Below are 25,859 nucleotides of genomic sequence, written 5' to 3' on the forward strand. Positions count from 1 at the left end.
CGCACACGGCGCACGCGACGCACGCACCGCTGCGGGGCGACTCCGGGCCGGTCCCGGGCATTACCCCGGGCCGCCGCCTGACGAGCCGCCCCGCAGAGAGCGTTCCCTCAATTGCTACCGGGTCACACCCCGGCGGGGACTTCGCTCCGCTCCTCCTCGGCCTCCAGCGCCTTGTTGCGGCGGACCGAGGACCAGAAGGACCAGGCGATCAGGACGACGCCGACGAGACCGGTGATGATCTCGTTGATCTCGTACTTGATGGTGACGAGCAGGATGACCGCCAGCGCGCCGATCGCGTAGTGCGCGCCGTGCTCCAGGTACACGTAGTCGTCCAGGGTGCCCTGGCGGACCAGGTAGACCGTGAGCGAACGGACGTACATGGCGCCGATGCCGAGGCCGAGCGCCATCAGCACGATCTCGTTGGTGATGGCGAAGGCGCCGATCACGCCGTCGAACGAGAAGGACGCGTCGAGCACTTCCAGGTAGAGGAACATGAAGAACGCGGCCTTGCCGGTGAGGGCGACCGCGGAGATCTTCTTGCCGCTCCGCTTGGCCTCTTCCTCCTCCTCGTGCTCGCGTTCCTCCTCCTCATCGAGCTTGTCCTCGAAGTAGCCGGAGAGCCCGCCGACGATGAGATACGTGATCAGACCCGCGATGCCGGAGAGCATGACGGTCTCCGCCTTGTCCACGTGCCCGCCGCCGTGCTGGTGCGCGCTGGTGGCGAAGGTCATGGCCGAGATCAGCAGGATGATGAGCGCGATGCAGACCGACAGCATGTCGACCTTGCCGAGCTTGGCGAGCGGGCGCTCGATCCAGCGCAGCCACTGGATGTCACGGTCCTCGAAGATGAAGTCGAGGAAGATCATGAGCAGGAACATGCCACCGAAGGCGGCGATCGCCGGGTGGGCGTCCGTGACCAGTTCCTTGTAGCGGTCCGCGTCGTTGAAGGAGAGATCGATGGCGTCGATCGGGTTCAGACTGGCGGTGATGGCCACGATCACGACGGGGAAGACCAGCCGCATACCGAAGACCGCGATCAGCACACCGATCGTGAGGAAGATCTTCTGCCAGAAGGCAGACATCTTCTTCAGAATTCCGGCGTTGACCACCGCGTTGTCGAACGACAGCGAGATCTCCAGAACGGATAGGATCGCCACCACTCCGAAGGCTTCCCACCCCCCGTAGAACCACGCGGCCACGAGGCCGATCGCGGTGATCGCGAGCGACCACCCGAAGGTTTTCAGAAGCACTGGCTACCCCATCATGTATGTAACGGGTCTCCCCCGAGGTGTACGGGGCTCCCCCGCGCCGTGCGCGGCTTTACGAAACGTTGACCCCGAAGTCTAGAGCGATGCCCCGCAGCCCTGACGCGTACCCCTGACCAACTGCACGGAACTTCCACTCGCCGTTGTAGCGGTAGAGCTCGCCGAAGATCATCGCGGTCTCCGTCGAGGCGTCCTCGGTGAGGTCGTAACGCGCGAGTTCCTGGCCGTCCGCCTGATTGACGACGCGGATGAACGCATTGCTGACCTGGCCGAATGTCTGACCGCGGTTGTCGGCCTCGTGAATGGAGACCGGGAAGACGATCTTGTCGCAATGGGCCGGCACCTGCGTGAGGTTCACGATGATCGACTCGTCGTCGCCCTCGCCCTCACCCGTGAGGTTGTCACCGGTGTGCTCCACGGAACCGTCGGGGCTCGTGAGGTTGTTGTAGAACACGAACCACTCGTCGCCGAGCACCCGGCCCGACTGGCACAGCAGCGCGCTGGCGTCGAGGTCGAAATCCGCGCCGGTCGTGGATCGTGCGTCCCAGCCGAGCCCGACCAGCACCTGGGTGAGATTGGGTGCGGCCTTGGAGAGGGAGACATTGCCTCCCTTGGCGAGCGTGACGCCCATGGTGTGTCCTCCCCGAGTCGATGAACCGTGTGATGAGCGCGTCCGGCGCCGCACGTCGTGCGGCGCCGGACGGAGAAACGCTGATGCCGGGGCCGTGCGGCCCCGGGCAGCTGCCTAGACGTTGACGCCGAAGTCCTGCGCGATGCCGCGCAGGCCGGAGGCGTAGCCCTGGCCGATGGCACGGAACTTCCACTCCGCGCCGTTGCGGTACAGCTCACCGAAGACCATGGCGGTCTCCGTCGAGGCGTCCTCGGACAGGTCGTAGCGGGCGAGCTCGCTGTTGTCGGCCTGGTTGACGACGCGGATGTACGCGTTGCGCACCTGGCCGAAGCTCTGCTGGCGGGTCTCGGCCTCGTAGATCGAGACCGGGAAGACGATCTTGTCGACGTCGGCCGGAACGGTGGCCAGGTTGACGTTGATGACCTCGTCGTCGCCCTCGCCCTCACCGGTGAGGTTGTCACCGGTGTGCTCGACGGAGCCGTCGGGGCTCTTGAGGTTGTTGAAGAAGACGAAGTTGCCATCGTTGGCGACCTTGCCCTCGGCGTTCGTCAGCAGGGCGCTGGCGTCGAGGTCGAAGTCCCCGCCGGTGGTGGTACGGGCGTCCCAGCCCAGACCCACGATGACCGCGGTCAGGTTGGGCGCGGCCTTGGTCAGCGAGACGTTGCCGCCCTTGCTGAGGCTGACTCCCACGAGTCCTCCCATTGGTTTCTTGGGGGCCGGCCGGTGCCGGCGCCTCCACGTCGTGTTGGCATCGGATCAACGAGTGGATCCTAGTGACCGGTTCCCGGCCTGAGCAGGCTTTCGGTCCGGGGTCCCGCCGGATGATCCGCCCGAAGCCGGATCAGAGGGCGCCGAGCGCCTTGATGTAGTCGTTGAGGTCGCGCGCGTCGGGCAGGCCGTTGACGACCGTCCAGCGCACCACGCCCTCCTTGTCGATGATGAAGGTGCCGCGCACCGCGCAGCCCTTGTCCTCGTCGAAGACCCCGTAGGCCCGCGAGGTCTCGCCGTGCGGCCAGAAGTCGGACAGGAGCGGGTACTCCAGGCCCTCCTGCTCGGCGAAGACGCGCAGGGTGTGGATGGAGTCGTTGGAGACGGCCAGCAGCTGCGTGTCGTCGTTCTCGAACGTGGGCAGCTCGTCGCGGAGCGCGCACAGCTCGCCCGTGCAGACGCCGGTGAAGGCGAACGGGTAGAACAGCAGCACCACGTTCTTCTCGCCACGGAAGTCGGAGAGCTTCACGGTCCGGCCGTGGTTGTCCTTCAGCTCGAAATCCGGGGCCTTGGTGCCGACCTCGATCGCCATGAAACGCGTCCCTTCGCTACGTCCGCCGGGCTGGGCTGTCCGGGTGACCCCCACCCTACGCAGAGGGCGCGGGCGGCCGCGCGGCACCCGTGAAAGCTTCCCGCGGACATACGGCTCAAGCCCGCCGGCGCGGGGACGGGTGTACGAAGGCCCCCGGCCGGCTCGATGCCTGTCGGGGGCCTTCAGGGATGAAGGGGGTCAGCGCTTGGCTTTCGCCGCTTTCGGCGTCCCGAGCCGGCTTCCCGACCAGTCCTTGCCCGCGTTGACGCTCTTGGTCTGGGCGAGACCGGCGGTCTGGGCGGCCTCGTTGATGTCGCTCGGCTCGACGTATCCGTCACGGCCGGTCTTCGGGGTCATCAGCCAGACAACGCCGCCGTCCTCGAGCAGACCGATGGCATCCACCAGCGCGTCCGTAAGGTCGCCGTCCTCGTCGCGGAACCAGAGCAGAACGACGTCCGCGACGTCGTCGTACTCCTCGTCGACGAGTTCCTGGCCGATAGTGGCCTCAATGCCCTCACGGAGCTCCAGCTCGACGTCGTCGTCGTAGCCGATCTCCTGGACCACCTGTCCGGGCTCGAACCCCAGGCGTGCCGCCGGGTTGGTCCGCTCCTCCGCGTGGTCCGCGGTCGCGCTCACGGGTTGCCTCCTGATCATGTTTCGGAAAATGCTTCAGCCACGCGCGTGCGCGGGGCGTTGGCCGTAGTCCACACGGGAGCGGCGGATCGCGCAAGTACCCAGCGTGCGAGACCGCCTAAACGGTGACGTTTCGTACCACGTCGCCGTCGTGCCGGCGGCCCCCCTGCGGGAGCCCGCGCCCTCCTCCATTCCCTTTACGTCCTTGGACAGCTTATGCCGTTTCGGTCCGGCATTCGGAGCCGAGCAGCATTTGGGAACACTTGGACGCCTTGGGCGTATGGTTGCGGTTCGGCCCGGACCATCCTGCCTGCCCCATCCTGTCCGACACCATCTGCCTGCACCGATACCCAGTCCGCGGCCGTCCATCCGTCCCGGCGCGGACGGGCCGGGACGCGTCGGGGTTACCTCTCGGTAGAGATGACGTACGCGTTCCAGCGGTACACGATGGGGTTGGCGTACACATTCCTCTTGTCCGGGGGCGGACTCCCGTAACAGGCCCCGAAGCGTAGTACCGAACAGCGAAGGAACAGCGTGGCTTCCGGATCCGATCGCAACCCGATCATCATTGGCGGCCTTCCGAGTCAGGTCCCGGACTTCGATCCCGAAGAGACCCAGGAATGGCTCGACTCCCTCGACGCCGCCGTCGACGAGCGAGGCCGTGAGCGGGCCCGCTACCTCATGCTCCGGCTCATCGAGCGCGCACGCGAGAAGCGTGTCGCCGTGCCGGAGATGCGCAGCACGGACTACGTGAACACGATCGCCACGAAGGACGAGCCGTTCTTCCCCGGCGACGAGGAGATCGAACGCAAGATCCTGAACGCGACCCGCTGGAACGCGGCCGTGATGGTCTCGCGCGCCCAGCGTCCGGGGATCGGCGTCGGCGGGCACATCGCCACGTTCGCCTCCTCCGCCTCGCTGTACGACGTCGGTTTCAACCACTTCTTCCGCGGCAAGGACGACGGTCTGGGCGGTGACCAGATCTTCTTCCAGGGGCACGCCTCCCCCGGGATCTACGCCCGCGCGTTCCTGCTGGACCGGCTGAGCGAGGCGCAGCTCGACGCGTTCCGCCAGGAGAAGTCGAAGGCTCCGAACGGGCTGTCCAGCTACCCGCACCCGCGGCTGATGCCGGACTTCTGGGAGTTCCCGACGGTGTCGATGGGTCTCGGCCCGCTCGGCGCGATCTACCAGGCGCGGATGAACCGCTACATGGAGGCGCGCGGCCTCGCCGACACGTCGAACTCCCATGTGTGGGCCTACCTCGGCGACGGCGAGATGGACGAGCCGGAGTCGCTGGGCCAGCTGTCCATCGCCGCCCGCGAGGGCCTGGACAACCTGACCTTCGTCGTCAACTGCAACCTCCAGCGCCTCGACGGCCCGGTGCGCGGCAACGGCAAGGTCATCCAGGAGCTGGAGTCGCAGTTCCGGGGTGCCGGGTGGAACGTCATCAAGCTGGTCTGGGACCGCTCCTGGGACCCGCTGCTGGCGCAGGACCGCACGGGCATCCTGGTCAACAAGCTGAACACGACGCCGGACGGGCAGTTCCAGACGTACGCGACGGAGACGGGCGCGTACATCAGGGAGCACTTCTTCGGTGACGATCCGCGGCTGCGCGAGATGGTCAAGGACATGACCGACCAGCAGATCCTGCACCTGGGCCGCGGCGGTCACGACCACCGCAAGGTCTACGCGGCGTACGCGGCGGCCAAGGCCCACAAGGGCCAGCCGACGGTGATCCTGGCGCAGACGGTCAAGGGCTGGACCCTCGGGCCGAACTTCGAGGGCCGCAACGCGACCCACCAGATGAAGAAGCTGACCGCCGAGGACCTGAAGCGGTTCCGGGACCGGCTGCACATCCCGATCGCGGACAAGGACCTGGAGGACGGCAACCCGCCGTACTACCACCCGGGCCGCGGCTCGGAGGAGATCCAGTACATGCACGACCGCCGCAAGGGCCTGGGCGGCTACGTCCCGACCCGTGTGGTGCGCGCGAAGCCGCTGGAGCTGCCCGGGGACAAGACGTACGCGACGGCGAAGAAGGGTTCGGGTCAGCAGTCGATCGCCACCACCATGGCGTTCGTCCGCATCCTGAAGGACCTCATGCGGGACAAGGAGATCGGCAAGCGCTTCGTGCTGATCGCGCCCGATGAGTACCGCACCTTCGGCATGGACGCGTTCTTCCCGAGCGCGAAGATCTACAACCCGCTGGGGCAGCAGTACGAGTCGGTCGACCGCGATCTGCTGCTCGCGTACAAGGAGTCGCCGACCGGGCAGATGCTGCACGACGGCATCTCGGAGGCGGGCTGCACGGCCTCGCTGATCGCCGCGGGTTCGGCGTACGCGACGCACGGCGAGCCGCTGATCCCGGTGTACGTCTTCTACTCGATGTTCGGGTTCCAGCGCACGGGTGACCAGTTCTGGCAGATGGCCGACCAGCTCGCGCGCGGTTTCGTGCTGGGCGCCACCGCCGGCCGTACGACGCTGACCGGTGAGGGTCTCCAGCACGCCGACGGGCACTCGCAGCTGCTGGCCTCGACCAACCCGGGCTGTGTGGCGTACGACCCGGCCTTCGGCTACGAGATCGCGCACATCGTCAAGGACGGTCTGCGCCGGATGTACGGCGGGACCCCCGAGGAGAACGAGGACGTCTTCTACTACCTCACCGTCTACAACGAGCCGATCCAGCACCCGGCCGAGCCCGCCGACGTGGACGTAGAGGGCATCCTGAAGGGCGTCTACCGCTACAGCAGCGGTGAGAAGGGCGAGATCCCCGCCCAGATCATGGCGTCCGGTGTGGCGGTCCCCTGGGCCGTCGAGGCGCAGCGCATCCTCGCCGACGAGTGGAATGTGAAGGCGGACGTCTGGTCGGCGACCTCCTGGAACGAGCTGCGGCGCGAGGCCGTGGACGTGGAGCGGTACAACCTGCTGCACCCGGAGGAGGAGCAGCGCGTGCCGTATGTGACGCGCAAGCTCTCCGGGGCCCAGGGGCCGTTCGTGGCGGTGTCGGACTGGATGCGCTCGGTGCCGGACCAGATCGCGCGCTGGGTGCCCGGTGCGTACCAGTCGCTGGGTGCGGACGGGTTCGGTTTCGCGGACACGCGGGGTGCGGCCCGGCGGTTCTTCCACATCGACGCGCAGTCGATCGTGCTCGCGGTGCTGACCGAGCTGGCGAAGGACGGGAAGGTCGACCGTTCGGTGCTGAAGACTGCGGTCGACCGCTACGAGCTGCTGGATGTGGCCTCGGCCGATCCGGGGGCCGCGGGCGGCGACGCGTAACACCGTGACCGGTGCGGGGCGGCGGTGCCCGGAAGGGTGCCGCCGCCCCGCGGCGTGTCCCGGGCCGGTCAGTTCTCCCAGACCTTGAAGGCGCGGACCTGGTACGGGGAGCGGGGCAGCCAGGTGCCGCCGCCCGGGTACGTCTCGAACTCTCCGGTCTCCGCGCACGTGGCGGACTGGTAGGTGGTGACGGGCCTGCCCGTGCGGTTGGCGAGGGCCTGGGCGGTGGTGCCGGTCTTCAGTGGCACGCAGCTCTCGATGTCGATCGTGGACAGCTCGTGAATCTGCCGGGCGCCGGTGAAGTCGGGCTTGGCCCAGAGGCAGAGCTGCCCGCTCGCGCAGTTGCCGAGCCCGACGGGCGCGGCGGGCGCGGCGGGCGCGGCGGGCGCGGCGGGCGCGGCGGGCGCGGCGGTGGCCGGGGCCGCGGGCGCGGCGGCTCGGGCGGGCGCGGCGGTGGCGCGGGCCGGCGGGGACGAGAACAGCGCCGTCAGAGCGAGAAGCGTGGCGGCCAGGGCGGCCGCGAGAGTGGTCGTACGCATGCGAGATGAACCCCCGTGTGATGGAACTCCTGGGTGGAGCGTCCACTGATGTGGATCTTCCATCACCAACCCTGGATGATTACTCTGCGTAACCGGAAGGGTTCGGGGCCGGGTTCACCCTGACAGGTGACAGCCCCGCCGGATCGGTCCGGCGGGGCTGTGGGACGCGCTGTGCTGACGCGAACGGCGCCACGGGAACGTCGCGTAACGGAAACACCGCGTGACGGGAACGTCGCGTAACGGAAACGCCGCGTGGCGGGAACGTCAGATGTGACCGGCTCCCGCGCCCGCCTCCGCGTTCTCGCCGCGCTTGGTCAGCGTGGCGACGAGGGCGGCGATCACCGCGACGATGCCCGCGACCATGAACGCCGTGCTCATCCCGGAGACGAACGTGTCGTGGGCGACGCCCGCGATCTTGCCGACGAGCTCCGGCGGGGTCTCCTTGGTGACCGGCGGCATGCCGACCTTGATCGCGGAGGACGCCTGGCCGAGCTGCTCGGGCGACAGCGGCGGAAGCTTCGCCGCCTTCCAGTTGTCCGCCAGCTCGGCGTCGACGCGGGAGGCCATGATCGCGCCGAGCACCGCCGTACCGAGGCTGCCACCGACCTGCATGGCGGCCTGCTGGAGGCCACCGGCGACGCCGGAGAGCTCCATGGGGGCGTTGCCGACGATGACCTCGGTGGCGCCGACCATGACGGGGGCGAGGCCGAGGCCGAGCAGGGCGAACCAGACCGACATGGTCAGCGTGCCCGTGCCGACCGTCAGCTGGGACATGCCGAACATGGCGACGGCGGTGCAGACCATGCCGCCCACCAGCGGGACGCGCGGGCCGAACTTGGTGATCAGGGCGCCCGCCAGCGGCGAGGCGACGATCATCATCGCGGTCAGCGGCAGCAGGTGCAGGCCCGCGTCCACGGCCTTCATGCCGTGCACGTTCTGCAGGTAGAAGGTGACGAAGAACAGGCCGCCCATGAAGGCGAAGGCCATCAGCACCATCAGGACCGTGCCCGCGGAGAGCGGGACGGAGCGGAACATCGCCAGCGGGACCAGCGGCTCCTTGACGCGCTGTTCGACCAGGGCGAACGCGAGGAACAGGACGACGGCGCCGACCAGGAAGCCGATGGTCTGGGTGTCGCCCCAGCCCCACTCGGCGCCCTTGATGAGGGCCCAGATCAGGCAGAACATGGCACCGGACAGCAGCACGATGCCGGCGATGTCGAAGGAGCGCGGGGCGTTCTCGGCGCGGTGGTCCTTGAGGATCAGGACACCGAGCACCAGGGCGAGCACGCCGACCGGCACGTTGATGAAGAAGACGGACTGCCAGCTGACGTGCTCCACGAGCACGCCACCGAGGATCGGGCCGCCCGCGGTCGAGGCGCCGATCACCATGCCCCAGATACCGATCGCCATGTTCAGCTTCTCGGCCGGGAAGGTGGCGCGCAGCAGGCCGAGCGCGGCCGGCATGAGCAGCGCGCCGAAGAGGCCCTGGAGCACCCGGAAGATGATGACGAAGGCGACGCTGCTGGAGAGCCCGATGGCCCCCGACGCGGCGGCGAAGCCCACGACACCTATGAGGAAGGTCTGCCGGTGGCCGAACCGGTCACCGAGCTTGCCCGCGGTGATCAGGGAGACCGCGAGGGCGAGCATGTAGCCGTTGGTGATCCACTGGACGTCGGCGAGCGAGGCACCGAGGTCCTGCTGGATGGCGGGGTTGGCGATCGCGACGATCGTGCCGTCGAGCGCGACCATCATCACGCCGATGGCCACGGAGAACAGCGTCAGCCAGGGGTGGCCGCGCAGCCCCCTGGCAGATGCGGGACCGACAGGGTCCTGAGGGTCCCGCGGTGCCTTTTCGACGGTGGTCTGACTAGTCATACGCGGGAGATTAGTGTCAGTCACTGACAGTTGACAAACCAATTCACAAGTCGGTAACTGTCACGTAGCTCACAGGTAGGCTGAGCTGGACAAAGCAGGGAAAAGGGGACCAGTTCAGTGACCGAAGGGCAGCCGTCCGCGGCCCTCCCGATCGGGCTGCGCGAGCGCAAGAAGCGGCGCACCCGCGACGCGCTGCTCGTCGCCGCCCTCGAACTCTTCACCACCCACGGGTACGAGGAGACCACCGTCGACGAGATCACCGACGCGGTGGAGGTCTCCCAGCGCACCTTCTTCCGCTACTTCGCGGGCAAGGAGGCGGTCGTCTTCGCCGTGCAGGACATGGTGGAGTCGCGTTTCCTCGCGGAGCTGCTCCAACGGCCCGCCGGCGAAGCCCCCTTCGAGGCCATGCGGCGTGCCGTACTGTGCGCCTGGAACGGTATAGGGGAGGCCGTCGAGGCCATCATCCCGGTCGAACTCCACATGCGCGCCTACCGGATGATCGAGTCCACGCCTTCGCTGCTCGCCGCCCACCTGCGCCGCAGCATGGACCTGGAGAACCAGATCGCCGAACTGATCGCGCGGCGCGAGGGCCTGGACATGGCGCACGACCCCCGCCCCCGGGTCGCGGTCGCCGCGTTCTCCGGAGTGATGCGGGCGGCCGGTCAACTGTGGGGTCAGGGGCGGGACACCAGCATGGAGTCGCTCCGGGTGCTGACCGAGACGTATCTCGACGCCCTCACCCCGGCCCTCTCCGAAACCTGGCGCACGCCGTAGGCGGACGCGTCGGCGGCGCTCACCGTGGTGGAAGGGCGTACGCAGCGTGAGGCAATCGCCGTGTCCTTCCGCACAGTCGGGTGATGTGCGTCACCCTGCTCGCAAAGCGGCTCCCCGCGTCTCCTAGGGTGGTCCGGAGTGACTTCCTTCGATTCCTCCCCCACGCTCACCGCCTGGCGCGCTCTGCTCGCCCTCGCGGTCGTCTTCGTGATGCTCGCGACGACCGGCTGGACCGCCGTGCACCACCAGCGGTCCTCCGACTCGCGCACGCTCGCGCTCGCCTCCTGGGCCAAGGGATCGATAGCGGGCCGGCCGCTGCCGGACGCCGACGCCCCGTCGTACAAGCTGGCGCACTTCTTCGCCACGCTGACGGCCGCGCAGCGCGGCAGTCTCGCCGACAGGTACCCGCTGGTGGTGGGGAACCTCAACGGCGCCCCGGTCACCGTCCGTTACCGGGCGAACCGGCGGGCGATCCAGCAGGCGAGCACGGTCGAGCGGCGGCGCGTGCACGACACCAGACTCTCCGCCACCGGCCGCGCCGAGGCACAGCACCGCCTGGAGCGCTTCCGCTCGATGCTGGCCCGGGACCGCCACTTCCTGGCGTTCGACCCGTCGGGGCGCGGGCTCGCCGCCGAGGTGTTCGGCGACCTCGACCGGGCGAGACGCATCTCGCTCGTCGTGCCCGGAGTCGACACCGGCCTCCTGACCCTGGAGCGCACCGGCAGCAGGACGAACGCCGCGCCCGTCGGCATGGCCAAGTCGCTGTACGCCGCCGAGCGCGCGACGCGCCCCGAGGTGAGCACCGCCGTGATCGCCTGGGCCGACTACACCACGCCCGTCGGCATCGGCATGGACGCCGCCCTGGGCAACCTCGCCGAGCGCGGGGCGGTCCGGCTCGACGCGCTCGTCCGGGCGCTCCCCGGACCCGCCCCCGTCTCGCTGTTCTGCCACAGCTATGGCTCCGTGCTGTGCGGGGTCGCCGCGAAGCGACTGCCCGGTCGGGTGGAGGACATCGCGGTGGCGGGCAGCCCCGGCATGCGGGCCGACAACGCCGGACAGCTGCACACCCGGGCCCACGTCTGGGCGGCCCGGGACAGCGGTGACTGGATCGAGGACGTCCCGCACCTGGAGTTCGGCGGCCTCGGCCACGGCGCCGACCCGGTGGACCACGCCTTCGGCGCCCGGGTCGTCTCGGCGGCCGGCGCGAGCGGGCACAGCGGCTATTTCGAGCCCGGCACCGAGAGCCTGGAGAACTTCGCCGCGATCGGCGTGGGCGCGTACACGTCGGTGACCTGCGCACAGGCCGACAGCGTCTGCAACAACGGGGTTTACGCGGATACGACTGCCTGACGCGCGTAGAAGACGGCCGCCTCGTCCCCACCGAAGCGGTCGACGCCGAGAGGGGACGGGGCGGGCAAGTGCCGCATACGATGAGGCGCATGGGTGATGTGCTGGCCGGAATTCATGCCACCTGGGAGTTCGACACCGACTCCGTGCTCATCCGCTACGAACGGGGTATCCGCACGCCGAGGCTCCTCCAGAGCCTGCGCGAGCGCCGCGTCCCGCACACGGCGCTGTCGTCGGTGACGCTGACCCCGGGCAAGCGGGGCACGGTGGTGCTGCGTGCGGTGCCGAGACCCGGTGCCGACCCCCTGGTGGAGGCCGCCGCCGGGCAGCTGAAGGACGGCTGCGACCCGTACCGCCTGGTGCTCCCCGCCGGCCGCGAGACCCTCGCCGAGTACTACGCGGACGAGCTGCGCGCCTGTCTCGGGCCGGACGCGGGCGAGCCGGCCGACCGCTTCCTGGTCGCCGCCCCCGAGGCACCGATGCAGTTCAAGGCGTACGACGGGCGGGCCGGCTTCGACGGGGAGCGGATCTCCTTCCGCTGGTTCTGGACGGGCGCCTCGTCGGAGAAGTGGAAGGCGGGCGACCAGACGTTCCCGGTGACGGACCTGTGCGGGGTCGAGTGGCGTTCTCCGGAGGGCCTGGAGGGCTATCTGCGGCTGCTGCCCAGGGGGTCCGAGTGCCTGGCCCCGGGGCCGGACACGCTCGCCGGGCCGGTGCCCGCGGGGATCGGGACCGGTACGGCCCAGAGCGTCCACCCGGTGATACCCCGGCCCGCCCGCGCCGACCAGGACCCGGCGGCCGTGATCTTCGGCCTCGGCTACGGCCCGGTCCACGAGTCGCTGCCCTTCGCCGCGGCCGTCCTGGAGTCCGTACGCAGGAAGCAGTCGGTGCCCCCGGCCGCCACCGCGCTCACCACCACCACCGCCCGGCGTGATCCGGCGGACATCGCGGAGCGCATCCACCACCTCGGTGAGCTGCACCGGGCGGGTCTGGTGACCGACGAGGAGTTCAGCGCGAAGAAGGCGCAGCTCCTCGCCGAGCTGTAGCCGCCGCGCGTGACCGCCTCCATGGCCGAGTCCCCGTCCGCCCCCGGCCCGAAGCGGCGGGGGCGGTTCCTGCCGTACGCCGCCGTCGTCCTGCTGACGGCGCTCTTCCTCCCGGTCACCCTCGTCAACCTGCGTGATCAGTACGGCATCGGCGGCGCGGTCGCGGCCACCCTCGCCGTCGCCCAGGCCGGGCCCCTGCTGATGCTGGCGCACCGGCCGCTGCGGGCCTGGTGGATCGTCTTCCCGGCGGACGTCGTGGGCGCGCTGGTGATCCTCGGGCAGCCTGCCGATAAGTACGACGTGTGGCCGTGGCCGCCGGCCCCTCTGATCGCCTACCTCTTCCTGCTCCTGGCGCTGGCCCTGCGTGAGCCCCGCCGCACCCTGGCCGCCGTCTGGCTGGCGACCGGCGCGGCGAGCCTCCTCCTGCATCTGGCCGGCCCGGACCGCAGCAACGGCAGCGCGCTGCTCCTGCCCGTCTTCGGGGCCGTGGCGCTGGTGATCGGCGCGGCGGTGCGGGAGCGGCGCGTCGCGCAGCGCAGGCTCGCCGAGCAGGAGACCGTCAGCGAGGCGGAACGCGCCCGGCGGACGCTGCTGGAGGAACGGACCAGGATCGCTCGCGAACTGCACGACGTGGTCGCCCACCACATGTCCGTGATCACCGTCCAGGCGGACTCGGCGCCGTACCGGCTCCAGGAGCTGCCGGACGAGGCGCGCGAGGAGTTCGGGACGATCGCCGCGAGCGCGCGGGAGTCGCTTTCGGAGATGCGGCGGCTGCTGGTGGTGCTGCGCGGCGACGGCACGGAGGGCGAACGGACCCCGCAGCCGGGGCTCGACCGCTTGCAGCAGCTGGTGGAGGCGACGGTACGGGCGGGGCTTCCGGCCGAGCTGTCGATGCCGGCGGGACTGGACGGTGTGCCTCCGGCCGTGGACCTGTCCGCGTACCGGATCGTGCAGGAGGCGCTGGCGAACGCGGTCCGGCACGCGCCGGGGGCCCCGACCCGGATATCGGTCGGCACGGACGGGGCGCATCTGACGCTACTGGTGGTCAACGGCCCTCCCCAGCAGCCGGTTTCACCGCTGGAGACGGCGGGAACGGGCCACGGTCTTGTCGGGATGCGCGAACGCGTACGGTTGACCGGCGGCACGCTGGACACCGGGCCGCTGCCGGACGGGGGGTTCCGGGTCGCCGCGCGGCTGCCGCTCCCCCCGAAGGAGCCGCTCGTCCCCGCCACCCCGAGCCCGGAGGACCCGTGACCATCCGTGTGATCATCGTCGACGACCAGGCCATGGTGCGGGCGGGCTTCGCGGCCCTGCTGGCGGCGCAGGCCGACATCGACGTGGTCGGTGAGGCGCCGGACGGGCGCCAGGGCATCGACGTCAGCCGCCGGGCCCACCCGGACGTGGTGCTGATGGATGTCCGGATGCCCGAGATGGACGGCCTGGCGGCGGCCCGCGCGCTGCTGGACCCGCCGCCCGGTGTGGTCCATGTGCCCAGGGTGCTGATGCTCACCACGTTCGATGTGGACGACTACGTGTACGAGGCGCTGCGCGCCGGGGCGTCCGGGTTCCTGCTGAAGGACGCGCCCCCGGCGGACCTGATCGCGGCGGTACGGGTGGTGGCGGCGGGCGACGCGCTGCTCGCCCCGTCCGTGACGCGCCGTCTGATAGCCGACTTCGCCCGGCAGCGGCCGCAGGCGGCGTCCCGCAGCGGGGCGGCGCTCCGGCTCAACGGGCTGACCCCGCGCGAGACGGAGGTCCTCGAACTGATCGCGCGCGGCCTGTCGAACCAGGAGATCGCCGGGAAGCTGGTGCTCGCCGAGCAGACGGTGAAGACGCACATCGGGCGCGTCCTGTCGAAGCTGTCCCTGCGGGACCGGGCGCAGGCGGTGATCTTCGCGTACGAGGCGGGACTCGTGGTCCCCGGCACCGCCTGACCGGCACCGGGCCCGGTCCAGGCCACCCCCTACCCAGGTATCACCCGGCAGTTGGCTCTCCGGTGTGACGTCCGCTCACCCGCCCCCTTCCTACCTTCCTCCCGTCGCGCCGCACGGCGTGCGGGGACCGGCGGTTCGGCCGGAGTGGGAGGGCGGGGCGGATGCGGCGTTACGCGAGGACCCTGGTCGCGGTCGCGCTGGCGACCACCGTGGTGTCGGGAACGGCCGGATGGGTCTCGGGCAACGCCCAGCGGGCCGTGACGGGCCCGCCGCCGGGCACGGCGTCCTGGCGGGCGGACCACACGCTGGGACGTGAGCTGCCCGATCCCCAGCGGGCCACGCCCGCCGAAGTGGCGGACTTCTTCCGGGGGCTGAGCGCATCGGACCAGCAGGCGCTGGCGGTGCGGCACCCGCTCGTCGTGGGCAACCTGGACGGCGCCCCGGTGGAGCTGCGCCTCCGGGCCAACGCGCGCGCCCTGAAGGCGACCCACGACCCCCGGTACGCCCACCTCGCCGAGGACCCGCACCGCCGCATCCTGGCGTTCGACCCGCGCGGCCGGGGCCAGGTGGCCGAGGTCTTCGGCGACCTGGCGACGGCCCGCCGGGTGTCGGTGGTGGTGCCCGGTTCCGACATCGACGCGGGCACCTTCGACCGGACGACCGATGTGTACGGCACCCCGGCCGGCATGGCCAAGTCCCTGTACGCGCGGACGGGTCCGGGCACCGCCGTGATCGCCTGGGCCGGGTACACCACCCCGGTGGGCCTCGGCCCGGACGCCGCGACCGGCACCCTCGCCGAGGCCGGCTCCACCCGTCTCACCCGCTTCACGGAGGGCCTCGCGGCGGCCGGAGTGCCCGTCACCACGGTGTTCTGCCACAGTTACGGCTCGGTCGTCTGCGGCTTGGCCGCGTCCCGCCTGCACATCGCCGACCTGGTGGTCCTCGGCTCCCCCGGGATGCGCGCGGACCACGTCTCCGGCCTGCGCACCGGGGCGCGCGTCTGGGCGGCCAAGGACCCGGGCGACTGGATCGGCAAGGTCCCCCACATCGAGTTCGCCGGCCTCGGCCACGGCGCCGATCCCGCGTCCCCGGACTTCGGCGCCCGCCACGTACCCGCCGACGACGCCGAGGGCCACACGGGCTACTTCGCCCCCGGCACCAAGTCGCTGCGCGCGTTCGCCGCGATTGCCGAGGGGGTGAACGCGGGGGGTGTGAACGCGGCCTGAAGGGTTGCCGGTTGCGAAGATGTGGTCATCGGATTGGACAACCCCGTGGTGCTCCGCACACGATGAGCGCTCCTCAGCGCGAGTGTGCGGGGGCAAACCGCTGGTACGGCGAGCTGTCCACCACCCCGCGCCCCACATCTTTCAACGGCACGGGAGAGACTTCGCCATGAGCTTCGGGGACCCGAACAACCCCTACGGGAACCAGCCCTCGTACGGGCAGCAGCCGGGATATCCGCAGCAGGCCCCGCAGGGCGTGCCTCCGCAGGGCGTACCCCCGCAAGGTGTGCCCCCGCAGTACGGCTACCCGGCCCAGCCCTACGGGGCGTACCCGCCGGCCGGAATGCCGGGCATGGGCATGCCGGGGCTGCCGCCGCTGGCCCACTGGGGGGAGCGGGTGGGGGCGTGGCTGCTCGACCTGCTGATCATCGTGGCCCCGATGTACGCCCTCGGCTTCGTCGACCTCGCGCGGAGCGACGACCCGGAGACCGCCGGCCCCGGGGCCTTCTTCGCGGTCGGCGTCGTCTACTTCTTCGTCATGGGCTTCTACCAGCTCTACCGGGAGGGGAAGACCGGTCAGACGACCGGCAAGAAGGTCCTGCGCATCAGTGTGCGCCGGGAGCGCGACGGGAACACGCTCGGCTTCGGCATGGCGTTCGTGCGCAAGATCGCGCACGCGCTGGACAGCTTCAGCTGCTACCTCGGCTGGCTGTGGCCGCTGTGGGACCCCAAGCGGCAGACGTTCGCCGACAAGGTGTGCAACACCGTCGTCATCAAGGTCGCCAAGGGCTGACCGGCAGGCGGGGCCCCGCCGCCGCGGGCTCCCCGGGCCCACCGGAGACCGTCGCCACCGCCTGCCTCACGGTGCTTCCCATCGCTGCCAGAGCATTTCCAGGCCCAGCACGATCGCGCACAGCACCGCGACCGATCCGGGCACGGCCACGAACGCCACATGGATCGCGCTGTTCTCGTCCGGCAGGAACAGGTCCACCCAGCCCAGCGTCAGGGCCAGAGCGGTGGCGATGCCACCGACGCGTGAGGCCCACTCGAAGAGGCGCGCGTGCCAAGGCTTCGACGCCCCGGAGTCCCTCGACCGCACATCGATGCTGAAGAAGATCAACAGGACAGCCAGGAACGAGATCAGGCTGACCATCTCGGCCGACGGCATCGTACGCATGGCGCGACCTTAACCCGGCCATGCGTTTTCGTGACGAAAGGGGCATCCGGGGCGCGATCACCACGGGGCGCCCGGCCGCCGGGGACGCCCTACTCGCGGGCCGCCGCCGTCAGGCTCATGTCCGGGTAGCGGTCCCCGGCCACCCGGCCGGCGATCGGTTCGAGCAGGGCCAGTTCGCCGGCGGTCAGGGTGAGCCGGGTCGCGCCCACGTTCTCCAGGAGGCGGTGGCTCCTGCGGGTGCCCGGGATCGGAACGACGGTGACGCCGTGGACCTGGGCGCGCTGCTGGACCCAGGCCAGCGCGACCTGCGCGGCCGATGCCCCGTGGGCGGCGGCGATCTTGTGGACCGGCTCCAGAAGCGCGGCGTTCGTCCGCGCGTTGTCCCCGTTGAAGCGCGGCTGGTGCTTGCGGATGTCACCCTGCGACAGCTCCGTTCCCGCGTCCGCGAACGACCCGGTCAGAAAGCCCCGGCCGAGCGGCGAGTACGGCACCACGGTCACGCCGAGCTCGACGGCGGCGGGCACCGCGCTGCGCTCCACGTCCCGACTGAACAGCGACCACTCGGACTGGAGGGCCGCGATCGGGTGCACCGCGTGCGCCTCGCGCAGCTCCGCCCCGGTCACCTCGCTGAGCCCGAGCTGCTTGACCTTGCCCTGCTCGACCAGTTCGGCCATCGCGCCGACGGACTCGGCGAACGGGACGGCCGGGTCGTGGCGGTGCATGTAGTAGAGGTCGATCACCTCGGTGTCCAGCCGGCGCAGGCTGGCCTCGACGGCCTTGCGGATGTAGGCGGGGTCGTTGTTCACGCCCCGGTAGTCCGGGTCCTCGTCGCGCCGCTCGATGGCGAACTTCGTGGCGAGGGTGATCTCGTCGCGGTGCGCCCCGACGAATGGCGCGAGGAACGTCTCGTTGGCGCCACTGCCGTAGACGTCGGCGGTGTCGAAGAGGGTGACGCCCGCCGCGAGTGCCGTTTCCAGCGTCTCGCGGGCGGAAGCCTCGTCGGTGGCACCGTAGAACTCGCTGATGCCCATGCAGCCGAGTCCCTGGACGCCGACCCGCGGGCCGCCCCTGCCGAGCTCCACGGTGGCGATCTTGTTGTCGGTCATGCGGCACTGGGCCCTTCCGGCGCCGTGCGGGCGCCCGCGTAGAAGTCGATCTTGTAGTCGAGTACGGCCAGGGTGTCCTGGAGCTCCGCGATCCGCGTCCGCACGTCGCGGCGGGTCGCCTCCAGCAGCTCCTGCCGTTCCTCGAAGGTCTGGTCGCCCTCGCGTATCAGCTCGGCGTACCGCACCATGTGCGCGACCGGCATCCCCGTCAGCCGCAGCTTCGTGACGAAGGCGAGCCAGTCCAGGTCCCGGTTGGTGAAGCGACGCTGGCCGGTGTGCGACCGGTCCACGTGCGGCATGAGGCCGATCCGCTCGTACCAGCGCAGTGTGTGCGCGGTCAGACCCGTGAACGCCGCCACTTCGCTGATCGTGTACTGGTCCCGCCCTTCGGGGCGCGGGTGCGCGGCCGGGCCCGAAGCGCAGGCGTCGGTCCCCGTCGAAGTGGTCTCCATCACCGTCATGCCCTCCACGCTAGAACGTTGGAGTGCACTCGAAGCAAGCATGACCGGGTGCGGGTTTCGACGGGCGGCGCGCAGAACCTAGTCTCGTGATTATGAACAGCCTGGCGATGATCGAGAACTGGCCCGTCCCCACCGCGGCGGCGGCCGTCGTACGAGCGGACGGCACGGTCGTCGGGACGCACGGCCCGACCGCGCACCGCTTCCCCCTCGCCTCCGTCACCAAACCGCTCGCCGCCTACGCGGCGCTGGTGGCGTACGAGGAGGGCGCCGTCGAGCTGGACGAACCGGCGGGCCCCGAGGGCTCGACCGTCCGCCACCTGCTCGCCCACACCAGCGGCCTCGCCTTCGACGAGCACCGCGTGATGGCCCCGCCCGGCAACCGCCGCCTCTACTCCAACGCGGGCTTCGAGGTCCTGGGCGACCACATCGCCGAGGCCACCGGCATCCCGTTCCCGGAGTACGTCCGGCAGGCGGTCCTCGAACCCCTCGGAATGACCGCCACCACCCTGGACGGCTCCCCCGCCAAGGACGGCGTCTCCACCGTGGACGACCTCGCGCGCTTCGCCGCCGAGGTGCAGGCCCCCCGCCTGCTCGACCCGCGCACCGTGCTCGCCGCGCAGACCGTCGTCCACCCCGGTCTGAAGGGCGTCCTTCCCGGCTACGGCCACCAGAACCCCAACGACTGGGGCCTCGGGTTCGAGATCCGCGACTCCAAGTCCCCGCACTGGACCGGCGCCTCCTCCTCCCCCGCGACCTTCGGCCACTTCGGTCAGTCCGGCACCTTCCTGTGGGTCGACCCGGTCGCCGGCGCGGCCTGCGTCGCCCTCACCGACCGCGCCTTCGGGCCGTGGGCGGTCGAGGTGTGGCCCGCGTTCACGGACGCGGTGCTGGCGGAACTGGGGGCGTAACGGCCCCGGCGGCGCTACGCTCCCCGGCCATGAGCGACGACATGGTCCGCGCCACCGCATCCGATGTCCCCGCGCTCGCCGGGGTCCTGGCCAGCGCGTACGCCGAGGACCCGGTCTGGTCGTGGCTGATGCCGACCGATCGGGACCGGCGGCTGCGGCTGCTGTTCACCGCGCATCTGGCCCAGCAGATCCCGGCGGGCCGGGTGTGGACGGACGCTGACCGCACGGTGGCGGCCATCTGGGCGGAGCCCGGCGCGTGGAAGCTCCCGGCGAGCTACCTGCTGCGCAACGCGGGCACGCTGCTGCGGGCGGGGCGGGCCCAACTGCCGCGTACAGGGATGCGGTTGCTCGCCCTGGAGCACCGCCATCCGGCCGGTCCCGCGCACTGGTACGTGGAGTACATAGGCACCCACGCCGACGCGCGCGGCACCGGGCGCGGCTCGCGGGTGCTGCGCGGGCTGCTGGAGCGGGCGGACGCGGACGGGCGGCCGGTGTTCCTGGAGTCGAGCAACAGCCGCAACCTGACGTTCTACCGGCGGCACGGCTTCGAGGTGCGGGAGGAGATGACGTTCCGGTCCGGGCCGCCGATGTGGTCGATGTGGCGCCGGTAGGCCGGACCCCGGCTCAGTCCGGCAGCTCCCAGACCAGCGCCTCGGCGTTCCCCGCCGCGACCAGTTCGAGACCGGCCTCGCCGGTGATCCGCGCCGCGTCGCCCGCCGCCAGCTCCTCGCCGCCGACGAGGACCGCGCCGCGCACCACATGGACGTACACGCGCGGAGCGTCCGGGACCGCCGTGCGCTCCCCCTCCGTGAGCCGCCGCACGTGCAGCATCGCGCCCGCCTCGGGCAGGGCGTACGGGGTGGAGTCAGCCATGCCGGGGACCGTCGTGTACGAGGGGTCGCCGCCGGGCTCCACGGGGGCGAGCCATATCTGAAGGAACGTCAGCCAGGTGGCGCCGTCGTTGCGTTCGACGTGGCGGACGCCGGAGGCGGCGCTGAGGTGCTGGACGTCCCCGGCGCGCACGACCGTGGCGTGACCGGCGGTGTCGCGGTGGGTCAGCTCGCCCTCGACGACCCAGGTGACGATCTCGGTGTGGCTGTGCGGGTGCTCCTCGAAGCCCGCGCCGGGTGCGAGGCGTTCCTCGTTGCAGGCGAGGATCGGGCCGAAGCGGAGGTTGTCGGGGTCGTAGAAGGGGCCGAAGGAGAAGGAGTGCCGGGAGGAGATACCGGCCGCCTCGTCCCCGCCCTCGAACCGGTCGGCCGCGCGGTGTACGGAGATCACCCGTCCACGGTAGCCCGCCGGGGGCGAGCGAGTGTCCTATGGATTCGCGACTTCAGTAACGTGATCACGTGATCATGTTCGGCCGTCCGGAGGAACCCCCCGCTACCGGGCGGTACGACCCGCCACCGGCCCCGGCCCTCCGTGCCCCCGTCCGGATAAGGCAGTCTTGTGTCCGTGCCCCGACCCGATCCTGAGCAGCCCGCTGCGAACGACGCCCATCTCCATGCCGCGACCCTGAAGCGGCTGGAGCAGTCCTCCGGCCGGCTGGCCGCGAACGCGATCGCCCGCATGGACGAGTCGCTGCCGTGGTACCGGGCGATGCCTCCGGAGAACCGGTCCTGGATCGGCCTGGTGGCCCAGGCCGGTATCGCCGCGTTCACCGAGTGGTTCCGGCATCCGGAGACCCCGCAGGCGATCTCGACGGACGTCTTCGGGACGGCCCCGCGCGAGCTGACCCGGGCGATCACACTGCGGCAGACCGTCGAGATGGTGCGCACCACGATCGAGGTCATGGAGGCCGCGATCGACGAGGTGGCCGCGCCCGGCGACGAGTCGGTGCTGCGCGAGGCGCTGCTCGTCTACGCCCGCGAGATCGCGTTCGCGACCGCCCAGGTGTACGCGCAGGCGGCGGAGGCCCGGGGTGCCTGGGACGCCCGGCTGGAATCGCTCGTGGTGAACGCGGTGCTGTCCGGGGAGGCCGACGAGGGCGCGGTGTCCCGGGCCGCGGCGCTCGGCTGGAACTCGCCGGAGCACGTCTGCGTACTGCTCGGCACGGCCCCGGACGGGGACAGCGAGCTGACCGTGGAGGCGATCCGGCGGGCCGCCCGGCACGCCAAGCTCCAGGTGCTGACGGGGGTGCTCGGCAACCGCCTGGTCGTCATCGCGGGCGGCAGCGACAACCCGCTCCAGGTCGCGAAGGCCCTGATCGGACCGTATGCGGCGGGTCCCGTGGTGGCCGGTCCCGTGGTGGCCGACCTGCTGGCGGCGACCCGGTCCGCGCAGGCGGCGGCCGCCGGTCTGAAGGCGTGCGGCGCCTGGCAGGACGCGCCGAGGCCGGTGCTCGCGGACGATCTCCTGCCGGAGCGCGCGATGGCGGGCGACCCTGCCGCGCGCGAGCAGTTGGTGGAGGAGATCTACAGACCGCTCGAAGAAGCGGGCTCCGCACTCCTGGAGACGCTGAGTGTCTATCTGGAGCAGGCGAGCAGCCTCGAAGGCGCGGCCCGGATGCTGTTCGTGCATCCCAACACCGTGCGCTACCGGCTCCGACGTGTGACAGACGTCACCGGCTGGTCGCCTTCCGATGTCCGTTCGGCGTTCACTCTGCGAATCGCCCTGATCCTGGGGCGTCTGGCCGACCGGGATGCGCAGTCCTAGACTTTTGTCGGACATCAACAATTCCCCTTACGGTTCTTCGTCCCTGTCCCCACGGGTGTTCCGGACCGTTCACAAGAGAGAGTGTGAGGGTGCTCGTACTCGTCGCTCCCGGCCAAGGCGCTCAGACGCCCGGCTTCCTGACTCCCTGGCTCGACCTCCCCGGTGCCACCGACCGCATCGCGGCCTGGTCCGACGCCATCGAGCTCGACCTTGCCCACTTCGGCACCAAGGCCGACGCGGAGGAGATCCGCGACACCGCGGTGGCCCAGCCGCTGCTGGTCGCCGCCGGTCTGCTCTCGGCCGCCGCGCTCGACGTTTCGCCGGGTGCCGTCGCGGGTCACAGCGTCGGTGAAATCACCGCGGCCACCCTCGCCGGTGTCATCGGCGAGGAGGCGGCGCTCCGCTTCGTACGCACCCGTGGGCTCGCCATGGCCGAGGCCGCGGCGGTCACGGAGACCGGCATGGCGGCGCTGCTCGGCGGCGACCCCGAGGTCACCGTGGAGCATCTGGAGAAGCTCGGGCTGACCCCGGCGAACGTCAACGGGGGCGGCCAGATCGTCGCAGCCGGCACCGCCGAGCAGATCACCGCGCTCGCCGAGGACAAGCCGGAGGGTGTACGCCGCGTGGTGCCGCTGAAGGTGGCCGGCGCGTTCCACACGCACCACATGGCTCCCGCCGTCGAGCGGCTGCGCGCCGCCGCCGGGGACCTGGACGTGTCCGACCCGACCGTGACGTATGTCTCGAACGCCGACGGCAGGACCGTCGCGACCGGCCACGAGGTCATCACCCGGCTCGTCGGCCAGGTCGCCAACCCGGTGCGCTGGGACCTGTGCATGGAGACGTTCAAGGAACTCGGGGTCACCGCGCTCATCGAAGCCTGCCCCGGCGGCACGCTCACCGGTCTGGCCAAGCGGGCGCTGCCCGGCGTGCGGACCCTCGCGCTCAAGACCCCCGACGACCTCGACGCGGCCCGCGCGCTCATCGCTGAGCACGCGGGCGCCTAAGGAGCCCGAGAGCATGTCGAAGATCAAGCCCAGCAAGGGCGCCCCGTACGCACGGATCATGGGTGTCGGCGGCTACCGCCCGACCCGGGTCGTGCCGAACGAGGTGATCCTCGAAACGATCGACTCGTCCGACGAGTGGATTCGCTCCCGCTCCGGCATCGCGACCCGTCACTGGGCCTCCGACCAGGAGACCGTGGCTGCGATGTCCGTCGAGGCGTCCGGCAAGGCCATCGCGGACGCCGGGATCACGCCGGAGCAGATCGGCGGCGTGATCGTCTCCACCGTCTCGCACTTCAAGCAGACCCCGGCCATCGCGACCGAGATCGCCCACAAGGTCGGCGCGGGCAAGCCCGCCGCCTTCGACATCTCGGCGGGCTGCGCGGGCTTCGGATACGGGCTGACCCTCGCCAAGGGCATGATCGTCGAGGGCTCGGCCCAGTACGTACTCGTCATCGGCGTGGAGCGGCTGAGCGACCTCACCGACCTGACGGACCGGGCCACGGCGTTCCTGTTCGGTGACGGCGCCGGCGCGGTCATCGTGGGCCCGTCCGACGTGCCCGCCATAGGCCCGACCGTCTGGGGCTCCGAGGGCGACAAGTCCGAGACGATCAAGCAGACCGTGGCGTGGGACACCTTCCACGCCGACCGGCCGGAGAAGTTCCCGGCCATCACGCAGGAGGGCCAGGCGGTGTTCCGCTGGGCCGTCTTCGAGATGGCGAAGGTCGCCCAGCAGGCGCTGGACGCGGCCGGGATCGCCCCGGAAGACCTGGACGTCTTCATCCCGCACCAGGCCAACATGCGGATCATCGACTCGATGGTGAAGACCCTGAAGCTGCCGGAGAGCGTCATGGTCGCCCGTGACGTGGAAACCACCGGCAACACCTCCGCCGCCTCGATTCCGCTCGCGATGGAGCGGCTTCTGGCGACCGGTCAGGCAAAGAGCGGCGACACCGCGCTCGTCATCGGCTTCGGGGCGGGTCTCGTCTACGCCGCGACGGTCGTTACCCTCCCCTAGGCACACCGGGTCTTTTCGCCCGGACGTCCGAACCCAGCAGATATACACCGAAGGAGCGCCGACATGGCCGCCACGCAGGAAGAGATCGTCAAGGGTCTCGCCGACATCGTCAACGAGATCGCCGGCATTCCGGCCGAGGACGTCCAGCTGGACAAGTCCTTCACGGACGACCTGGACGTCGACTCGCTGTCCATGGTCGAGGTCGTCGTCGCCGCCGAGGAGCGCTTCGACGTGAAGATCCCCGACGAGGACGTCAAGAACCTCAAGACCGTCGGCGACGCCGCGGACTACATCCTCAAGCACCAGGCCTGATCCAGCCGGATCGTGTGTCGCCACCCGGCGGTGGCGCCGCTGATTCACGACCCCCTACACGTGGAGAAGATTTTCCAGTGAACTCGACCAATCGCACCGTGGTCGTCACCGGTATCGGCGCAACCACTCCGCTGGGTGGCGATTCCGCATCGACCTGGGAAGGTCTGATGGCCGGCCGTTCCGGCGTCAAGCCTCTTGAGGGCGAACGTTTCGCCGAGCTGCCTGTTCGGATCGCGGCCCTGGCCGCCGTCGATCCCGCTGACGTCCTGCCCCGTCCGCTCGCCCGCCGTCTGGACCGCTCGGCGCAGTTCGCGCTGATCGCGGCCCGCGAGGCGTGGGCGGACGCGGGTTTCACCGGCAAGGCCGGTGAGGACGAGAAGATCCAGCCCGAGCGGCTCGGTTCGGTCATCGCCTCCGGCATCGGCGGCGTGATCACCCTGCTCGACCAGTACGACGTGCTGAAGGAGAAGGGCGTACGCCGCGTCTCCCCGCACACCGTGCCCATGCTCATGCCCAACGGCCCGGCGGCGAACGTGGGCATCGAGGTGAACGCCCAGGCGGGCGTCCACACCCCGGTCTCCGCCTGCGCGTCCGGCGCCGAGGCGATCGGCTACGCCGTCGAGATGATCCGCACCGGCCGTGCCGATGTGGTCCTCGCCGGGGGCACCGAGGCGGCGATCCACCCGCTTCCGATCGCCGCGTTCGCCAACATGATGGCGATGTCCAAGAACAACGACGATCCGGAGAAGGCGTCCCGGCCGTACGACGTGGGCCGCGACGGCTTCGTCCTCGGTGAGGGCGCCGGTGTCGTCGTGCTGGAGTCCGCGGAGCACGCGGCGAAGCGTGGCGCCCGGGTCTACTGCGAGGTGCTGGGCCAGGGCCTGTCCGCGGACGCCCACCACATCGCACAGCCCGAGCCGACGGGCCGCGGTATCGCCGCGGCGATGCAGAACCTGCTGGACCAGACGGACCTGAAGCCGTCGGAGGTCGTCCACCTGAACGCCCACGCGACGTCCACGCCCCAGGGCGACATCGCGGAGGTCAAGGCCCTGCGGAAGGTCCTCGGTGAGGACCTGGACCACGTGGCGATCTCCGCGACGAAGTCGATGACCGGTCACCTGCTCGGTGGCGCGGGCGGCATCGAGACCGTGGCCACGGTCCTGGCGCTGCACCACCGGATGGCTCCGCCGACGATCAACGTCGACGAGCTGGACGCGTCGGTCGAGGCGGACATCGTCCGCGGCGAGCCGAGGCCGCTTCCGGAGGGCCCGATCGCGGCGATCAACAACTCGTTCGGATTCGGCGGACACAACGTGGTGCTGGCCTTCCGCAGCGTGTGACGTTTCCGCGCGCTTGCGCGTGAAGCCCGCGTCCCCCG

The 25,859-nt window shown here is 70.6% G+C and carries 26 protein-coding genes; 15 read left to right on the plus strand and 11 right to left on the minus strand.

Annotation, left to right across the window (positions count from 1 at the left end):
• Positions 1-122: 122 nt before the first annotated feature.
• The 5 genes from B082_RS0135055 to B082_RS0135075 form a co-directional block, all read right to left on the minus strand.
• A complete protein-coding gene (locus tag B082_RS0135055; protein WP_018556443.1) occupies positions 123-1,250 on the minus strand; it encodes a DUF475 domain-containing protein in 1,128 nt (375 codons plus the stop codon).
• A 70-nt stretch (positions 1,251-1,320) separates the two neighbouring features.
• Positions 1,321-1,896, minus strand: a complete 576-nt coding sequence (locus B082_RS0135060) for a TerD family protein (protein WP_018103347.1) — start codon at positions 1,894-1,896, stop codon at positions 1,321-1,323.
• Positions 1,897-2,010: 114 nt separating this feature from the next.
• On the minus strand, positions 2,011-2,586 hold the full coding sequence (locus B082_RS0135065; RefSeq protein WP_026171553.1) for a TerD family protein: 576 nt from the start codon (positions 2,584-2,586) through the stop codon (positions 2,011-2,013).
• A gap of 151 nt (positions 2,587-2,737) precedes the next feature.
• Positions 2,738-3,196 carry a peroxiredoxin gene (locus tag B082_RS0135070; RefSeq protein WP_018556444.1) on the minus strand — a complete coding sequence of 153 codons (459 nt, stop codon included), beginning with the start codon at positions 3,194-3,196 and terminating at the stop codon, positions 2,738-2,740.
• A 198-nt stretch (positions 3,197-3,394) separates the two neighbouring features.
• Positions 3,395-3,832, minus strand: coding sequence for a DUF3052 domain-containing protein (locus tag B082_RS0135075; RefSeq protein WP_018556445.1), 438 nt, complete (start codon positions 3,830-3,832; stop codon positions 3,395-3,397).
• A gap of 531 nt (positions 3,833-4,363) precedes the next feature.
• On the opposite strand from B082_RS0135075, the gene aceE reads away from it, so the two are divergent.
• Positions 4,364-7,105 carry a pyruvate dehydrogenase (acetyl-transferring), homodimeric type gene (gene aceE / locus B082_RS0135080; protein WP_018556446.1) on the plus strand — a complete coding sequence of 914 codons (2,742 nt, stop codon included), beginning with the start codon at positions 4,364-4,366 and terminating at the stop codon, positions 7,103-7,105.
• Positions 7,106-7,173: 68 nt separating this feature from the next.
• Here aceE and B082_RS0135085 read toward each other — a convergent pair whose 3' ends face one another.
• Both B082_RS0135085 and B082_RS0135090 read right to left on the minus strand, forming a co-directional pair.
• Positions 7,174-7,644 (minus strand): peptidase inhibitor family I36 protein, encoded by a 471-nt coding sequence (locus B082_RS0135085; protein WP_018556447.1) that lies wholly within the window; start codon positions 7,642-7,644, stop codon positions 7,174-7,176.
• 264 nt (positions 7,645-7,908) lie between these two features.
• Complete coding sequence (locus B082_RS0135090; RefSeq protein WP_026250509.1) at positions 7,909-9,519, minus strand: MFS transporter; 1,611 nt, start codon at positions 9,517-9,519, stop codon at positions 7,909-7,911.
• A 117-nt stretch (positions 9,520-9,636) separates the two neighbouring features.
• Here B082_RS0135090 and B082_RS0135095 point away from each other — a divergent pair, with 117 nt between their 5' ends.
• The 7 genes from B082_RS0135095 to B082_RS0135125 all read left to right on the plus strand — a co-directional run bounded on the left by B082_RS0135095 (position 9,637) and on the right by B082_RS0135125 (position 16,636).
• The gene (locus B082_RS0135095) at positions 9,637-10,293 is read left to right on the plus strand and encodes a TetR family transcriptional regulator (RefSeq protein ID WP_018556449.1); all 657 of its coding nucleotides are present in this window, start codon (positions 9,637-9,639) and stop codon (positions 10,291-10,293) included.
• A 138-nt stretch (positions 10,294-10,431) separates the two neighbouring features.
• A complete protein-coding gene (locus tag B082_RS0135100) occupies positions 10,432-11,643 on the plus strand; it encodes an alpha/beta hydrolase (RefSeq protein WP_018556450.1) in 1,212 nt (403 codons plus the stop codon).
• An 89-nt stretch (positions 11,644-11,732) separates the two neighbouring features.
• Positions 11,733-12,686 carry a DUF4429 domain-containing protein gene (locus B082_RS0135105; protein ID WP_018556451.1) on the plus strand — a complete coding sequence of 318 codons (954 nt, stop codon included), beginning with the start codon at positions 11,733-11,735 and terminating at the stop codon, positions 12,684-12,686.
• 21 nt (positions 12,687-12,707) lie between these two features.
• Positions 12,708-13,940, plus strand: coding sequence for a sensor histidine kinase (locus B082_RS0135110; protein WP_051094768.1), 1,233 nt, complete (start codon positions 12,708-12,710; stop codon positions 13,938-13,940).
• On the plus strand, positions 13,937-14,620 hold the full coding sequence (locus B082_RS0135115) for a response regulator (RefSeq protein WP_018556453.1): 684 nt from the start codon (positions 13,937-13,939) through the stop codon (positions 14,618-14,620). The genes B082_RS0135110 and B082_RS0135115 overlap by 4 nt, the downstream gene beginning before the upstream one ends.
• A 161-nt stretch (positions 14,621-14,781) precedes the next feature.
• A complete protein-coding gene (locus B082_RS0135120) occupies positions 14,782-15,846 on the plus strand; it encodes an alpha/beta hydrolase (RefSeq protein ID WP_018556454.1) in 1,065 nt (354 codons plus the stop codon).
• 166 nt (positions 15,847-16,012) lie between these two features.
• The gene (locus B082_RS0135125) at positions 16,013-16,636 is read left to right on the plus strand and encodes an RDD family protein (RefSeq protein ID WP_018556455.1); all 624 of its coding nucleotides are present in this window, start codon (positions 16,013-16,015) and stop codon (positions 16,634-16,636) included.
• A 66-nt stretch (positions 16,637-16,702) separates the two neighbouring features.
• On the opposite strand, the gene B082_RS0135130 is transcribed toward B082_RS0135125, so the two are convergent.
• The 3 genes from B082_RS0135130 to B082_RS0135140 form a co-directional block, all read right to left on the minus strand.
• A complete protein-coding gene (locus B082_RS0135130; protein WP_018556456.1) occupies positions 16,703-17,020 on the minus strand; it encodes a hypothetical protein in 318 nt (105 codons plus the stop codon).
• 89 nt (positions 17,021-17,109) lie between these two features.
• Positions 17,110-18,126, minus strand: coding sequence for an aldo/keto reductase (locus B082_RS0135135; protein ID WP_018556457.1), 1,017 nt, complete (start codon positions 18,124-18,126; stop codon positions 17,110-17,112).
• Positions 18,123-18,587: a MerR family transcriptional regulator gene (locus B082_RS0135140; RefSeq protein WP_018556458.1), complete on the minus strand. Its 465-nt coding sequence runs from the start codon at positions 18,585-18,587 to the stop codon at positions 18,123-18,125. Before B082_RS0135140 ends, B082_RS0135135 begins: the two co-directional genes overlap by 4 nt.
• A gap of 92 nt (positions 18,588-18,679) precedes the next feature.
• On the opposite strand from B082_RS0135140, the gene B082_RS0135145 reads away from it, so the two are divergent.
• Together B082_RS0135145 and B082_RS0135150 are read left to right on the plus strand one after the other, a co-directional pair.
• Positions 18,680-19,495 (plus strand): serine hydrolase domain-containing protein, encoded by an 816-nt coding sequence (locus B082_RS0135145; protein WP_026250510.1) that lies wholly within the window; start codon positions 18,680-18,682, stop codon positions 19,493-19,495.
• Positions 19,496-19,524: 29 nt separating this feature from the next.
• Positions 19,525-20,106 (plus strand): GNAT family N-acetyltransferase, encoded by a 582-nt coding sequence (locus tag B082_RS0135150; protein ID WP_026250511.1) that lies wholly within the window; start codon positions 19,525-19,527, stop codon positions 20,104-20,106.
• Positions 20,107-20,119: 13 nt separating this feature from the next.
• Here B082_RS0135150 and B082_RS0135155 read toward each other — a convergent pair whose 3' ends face one another.
• Positions 20,120-20,776: a pirin family protein gene (locus B082_RS0135155; protein ID WP_018556461.1), complete on the minus strand. Its 657-nt coding sequence runs from the start codon at positions 20,774-20,776 to the stop codon at positions 20,120-20,122.
• Between the two features lie 174 nt (positions 20,777-20,950).
• Between B082_RS0135155 and B082_RS0135160 the strand changes: the two genes are divergently transcribed.
• The 5 genes from B082_RS0135160 (at position 20,951) to fabF (ending at position 25,821) form a co-directional block, all read left to right on the plus strand.
• Positions 20,951-22,150, plus strand: coding sequence for a PucR family transcriptional regulator (locus B082_RS0135160; RefSeq protein ID WP_026250512.1), 1,200 nt, complete (start codon positions 20,951-20,953; stop codon positions 22,148-22,150).
• 89 nt (positions 22,151-22,239) lie between these two features.
• Positions 22,240-23,154, plus strand: coding sequence for an ACP S-malonyltransferase (locus B082_RS0135165; RefSeq protein ID WP_018556463.1), 915 nt, complete (start codon positions 22,240-22,242; stop codon positions 23,152-23,154).
• A 13-nt stretch (positions 23,155-23,167) separates the two neighbouring features.
• Complete coding sequence (locus tag B082_RS0135170) at positions 23,168-24,169, plus strand: ketoacyl-ACP synthase III (RefSeq protein ID WP_018556464.1); 1,002 nt, start codon at positions 23,168-23,170, stop codon at positions 24,167-24,169.
• Between the two features lie 63 nt (positions 24,170-24,232).
• The gene (locus B082_RS0135175; RefSeq protein ID WP_018556465.1) at positions 24,233-24,481 is read left to right on the plus strand and encodes an acyl carrier protein; all 249 of its coding nucleotides are present in this window, start codon (positions 24,233-24,235) and stop codon (positions 24,479-24,481) included.
• Positions 24,482-24,558: 77 nt separating this feature from the next.
• On the plus strand, positions 24,559-25,821 hold the full coding sequence (fabF, locus tag B082_RS0135180) for a beta-ketoacyl-ACP synthase II (protein ID WP_018556466.1): 1,263 nt from the start codon (positions 24,559-24,561) through the stop codon (positions 25,819-25,821).
• Positions 25,822-25,859: the final 38 nt, after the last annotated feature.

Source organism: Streptomyces sp. ATexAB-D23, from assembly GCF_000373645.1.
GTDB lineage: Bacteria > Actinomycetota > Actinomycetes > Streptomycetales > Streptomycetaceae > Streptomyces > Streptomyces castrisilvae.

Excerpts from the sequence above, each read along its gene's own strand:
- B082_RS0135085 (WP_018556447.1), bottom strand. The coding sequence starts at position 7,644 with ATGCGTACGACCACTCTCGCGGCCGCCCTGGCCGCCACGCTTCTCGCT.
- B082_RS0135105 (WP_018556451.1), top strand. The coding sequence starts at position 11,733 with ATGGGTGATGTGCTGGCCGGAATTCATGCCACCTGGGAGTTCGACACC.
- B082_RS0135125 (WP_018556455.1), top strand. The coding sequence starts at position 16,013 with ATGAGCTTCGGGGACCCGAACAACCCCTACGGGAACCAGCCCTCGTAC.
- B082_RS0135120 (WP_018556454.1), top strand. The coding sequence starts at position 14,782 with ATGCGGCGTTACGCGAGGACCCTGGTCGCGGTCGCGCTGGCGACCACC.
- B082_RS0135175 (WP_018556465.1), top strand. The coding sequence starts at position 24,233 with ATGGCCGCCACGCAGGAAGAGATCGTCAAGGGTCTCGCCGACATCGTC.
- B082_RS0135090 (WP_026250509.1), bottom strand. The coding sequence starts at position 9,519 with ATGACTAGTCAGACCACCGTCGAAAAGGCACCGCGGGACCCTCAGGAC.
- B082_RS0135150 (WP_026250511.1), top strand. The coding sequence starts at position 19,525 with ATGAGCGACGACATGGTCCGCGCCACCGCATCCGATGTCCCCGCGCTC.
- B082_RS0135110 (WP_051094768.1), top strand. The coding sequence starts at position 12,708 with ATGGCCGAGTCCCCGTCCGCCCCCGGCCCGAAGCGGCGGGGGCGGTTC.
- B082_RS0135170 (WP_018556464.1), top strand. The coding sequence starts at position 23,168 with ATGTCGAAGATCAAGCCCAGCAAGGGCGCCCCGTACGCACGGATCATG.
- B082_RS0135130 (WP_018556456.1), bottom strand. The coding sequence starts at position 17,020 with ATGCGTACGATGCCGTCGGCCGAGATGGTCAGCCTGATCTCGTTCCTG.
- B082_RS0135070 (WP_018556444.1), bottom strand. The coding sequence starts at position 3,196 with ATGGCGATCGAGGTCGGCACCAAGGCCCCGGATTTCGAGCTGAAGGAC.
- B082_RS0135060 (WP_018103347.1), bottom strand. The coding sequence starts at position 1,896 with ATGGGCGTCACGCTCGCCAAGGGAGGCAATGTCTCCCTCTCCAAGGCC.
- B082_RS0135135 (WP_018556457.1), bottom strand. The coding sequence starts at position 18,126 with ATGACCGACAACAAGATCGCCACCGTGGAGCTCGGCAGGGGCGGCCCG.
- B082_RS0135140 (WP_018556458.1), bottom strand. The coding sequence starts at position 18,587 with ATGACGGTGATGGAGACCACTTCGACGGGGACCGACGCCTGCGCTTCG.
- B082_RS0135145 (WP_026250510.1), top strand. The coding sequence starts at position 18,680 with ATGAACAGCCTGGCGATGATCGAGAACTGGCCCGTCCCCACCGCGGCG.